Here is a 2,786-nt window from a genome sequence, read left to right as displayed (position 1 = left end):
CGCCGGAGTTCGCTCCGGCGGGCCCTTCGCCGTGCCCGGGCGGCCGGGGGTGCCACCGTGCGGGTGATCACCGGCGGGCCGTAGGGTGGGCGGGCAGACGAGGACGGGCCGAGGAGAGCTGGGGACCATGGGCGGCAGCAGCGAGCAGGGGGGCGCACCGCGCGTCGTCCTCGGCGTCAGCGGCGGCATCGCCGCGTACAAGGCGTGCGAGCTGCTGCGGCGGTTCACGGAGTCCGGCCACCTCGTCACCGTGGTGCCCACCGCCGCGGCGCTGCACTTCGTCGGCGAGGCCACCTGGGCTGCGCTCTCCGGCCGCCCGGCCGCCACCGCGACCTGGGAGAACGTGCACGAGGTGCCGCACGTGCGGATCGGGCAGCAGGCCGACCTGGTGGTGGTCGCCCCGGCCACCGCCGACCTGATGGCCCGGGCGGCCCACGGGCTCGCCGACGACCTGCTCACCAACACCCTGCTCACCGCGCGCTGCCCGGTCGTGATGGCGCCCGCGATGCACACCGAGATGTGGGAGCACCCGGCCACCCGGGAGAACGTCGCGACGCTGCGCCGCCGGGGCGTGATCGTGCTGGAGCCCGCCAGCGGCCGGCTCACCGGGAAGGACACCGGCAAGGGCCGGCTGCCCGAGCCGTCCGCGATCTTCGACGCCTGCCGCGCGGTGCTGCGGTACGGCGGCGTGCGTTCCGACCTCGCGGGCCGGCACGTGGTGGTCTCCGCGGGCGGCACCCGGGAGCCGCTGGACCCCGTCCGGTACCTCGGCAACCGCTCGTCCGGCAAACAGGGGTACGCGCTGGCCGCCACCGCCGCGGCGCGTGGGGCGCGTGTGACGTTGATCTCGGCCAATGCCGGACTGCCCGATCCGGCGGGGGTCGACGTGGTCCGGGTGGCGACCGCGCTGGAGCTCCGGGAGGCCGCGCTCGGGGCGGCCCGGGACGCGGACGCCGTGGTCATGGCCGCGGCGGTGGCGGACTTCCGGCCCGCGGTCTACGCCGCCGGCAAGATCAAGAAGGTCGACGGCGTCGAGCCGGCGCCGGTCGGGCTGGTGCGCAACCCCGACGTGCTGGCGGAGCTCTCGGCCCGCCGCACCCGTTCGGGCCAACTCGTCGTGGGATTCGCGGCGGAGACCGACGACGTGCTCGCCAACGGCCGCGCCAAGCTCGCCCGCAAGGGCTGCGACCTGCTGGTCGTCAACGAGGTCGGCGACGGCAAGGCCTTCGGCCAGGACGTCAACGAGGCCGTGGTGCTGGGTGCCGACGGCAGTGAGACGCCCGTTCCGGTGGGCCCCAAGGAGGTCCTCGCGGACGTCGTCTGGGACCTGGTCGCGGAACGGCTAGATCCGTCCGCCGGGTGATCTCGACGGGTGGGCGGGCGGTCTCCAATTGCGGAATCGCGTGACGTTCGTCGGTAGCTGACCGTTACACTCCAGGAATCAAGTCTTTCCGGAAGCCCCCGGATCCGTCCGGGGTCTTTCAGTCAGCAGCCGCTGCAACCCCAGGGAGCGCTGTGTCTCGCCGCCTGTTCACCTCGGAGTCCGTGACCGAGGGACACCCCGACAAGATCGCTGACCAGATCAGCGACACCATCCTTGACGCTCTCCTCCGCGAGGACCCGGCCTCCCGGGTCGCGGTGGAGACGCTCATCACCACCGGCCAGGTGCACGTGGCCGGCGAGGTGACCACCAAGGCGTACGCGCCGATCGCCCAGCTCGTCCGGGACAAGATCCTGGAGATCGGCTACGACAGCTCCAAGAAGGGCTTCGACGGCGCGTCCTGCGGCGTCTCGGTCTCGATCGGTGCCCAGTCGCCCGACATCGCGCAGGGTGTCGACACCGCGTACGAGGCCCGGGTCGAGGGCGACGAGGACGACCTGGACCGGCAGGGCGCCGGCGACCAGGGCCTGATGTTCGGCTACGCGTCCGACGAGACGCCCGAGCTCATGCCGCTGCCGATCACCCTGGCCCACCGGCTCTCCCGCCGGCTGACCGAGGTCCGCAAGAACGGCACCATCCCGTACCTGCGCCCCGACGGCAAGACCCAGGTCACCATCGAGTACGACGGCGACAAGGCCGTCCGCCTCGACACCGTGGTCGTCTCCACCCAGCACGCCAGTGACATCGACCTGGAGTCGCTGCTGACCCCGGACATCCGCGAGTTCGTCGTGGAGCCGGAGCTCAAGGCGCTGGCCGAGCAGGGCATCAAGCTCGTCACCGAGGGCTACCGCCTGCTGGTCAACCCGACCGGCCGCTTCGAGATCGGCGGCCCGATGGGCGACGCCGGCCTCACCGGCCGCAAGATCATCATCGACACCTACGGCGGCATGGCCCGCCACGGCGGCGGTGCCTTCTCCGGCAAGGACCCGTCCAAGGTGGACCGCTCGGCCGCGTACGCGATGCGCTGGGTGGCGAAGAACATCGTCGCCGCCGGCCTCGCCCGCCGCGCCGAGGTGCAGGTCGCGTACGCGATCGGCAAGGCCGAGCCGGTCGGCCTCTTCGTGGAGACCTTCGGCACCGAGACCGTGCCGGTCCTCACCATCCAGAAGGCCGTCACCGAGGTCTTCGACCTGCGTCCGGCCGCGATCATCCGCGACCTGGACCTGCTGCGCCCGATCTACTCGCAGACCGCCGCGTACGGCCACTTCGGCCGTGAGCTGCCGGACTTCACCTGGGAGCGGACCGACCGCGTCGAGCAGCTGAAGAAGGCCGTCCAGGACTGAACCCCGGCGGTGGGGCCGAGGACCGATCGGCCGGATTGACCGTTTGACGGCAGGTGGTGGCC

The 2,786-nt window shown here is 72.4% G+C and carries 2 protein-coding genes; both read left to right on the top strand.

What is annotated here, in order from left to right:
* Window positions 1-127: 127 nt before the first annotated feature.
* The gene (gene coaBC / locus ACFCX4_RS35740) at window positions 128-1,363 is read left to right on the top strand and encodes a bifunctional phosphopantothenoylcysteine decarboxylase/phosphopantothenate--cysteine ligase CoaBC (RefSeq protein WP_376151562.1); all 1,236 of its coding nucleotides are present in this window, start codon (window positions 128-130) and stop codon (window positions 1,361-1,363) included.
* 152 nt (window positions 1,364-1,515) lie between these two features.
* Window positions 1,516-2,724: a methionine adenosyltransferase gene (metK, locus tag ACFCX4_RS35735; protein WP_376151560.1), complete on the top strand. Its 1,209-nt coding sequence runs from the start codon at window positions 1,516-1,518 to the stop codon at window positions 2,722-2,724.
* Window positions 2,725-2,786: the final 62 nt, after the last annotated feature.

Origin of the sequence: Kitasatospora sp. NPDC056327, assembly GCF_042261735.1 — a bacterium.
Classification (GTDB): domain Bacteria; phylum Actinomycetota; class Actinomycetes; order Streptomycetales; family Streptomycetaceae; genus Kitasatospora.
This window is presented reverse-complemented; position numbering and strand designations above follow the sequence as displayed.

What these genes read in the sequence shown, in the direction of transcription:
- coaBC (WP_376151562.1), top strand. Translation starts at nt 128, where the DNA reads ATGGGCGGCAGCAGCGAGCAGGGGGGCGCACCGCGCGTCGTCCTCGGC.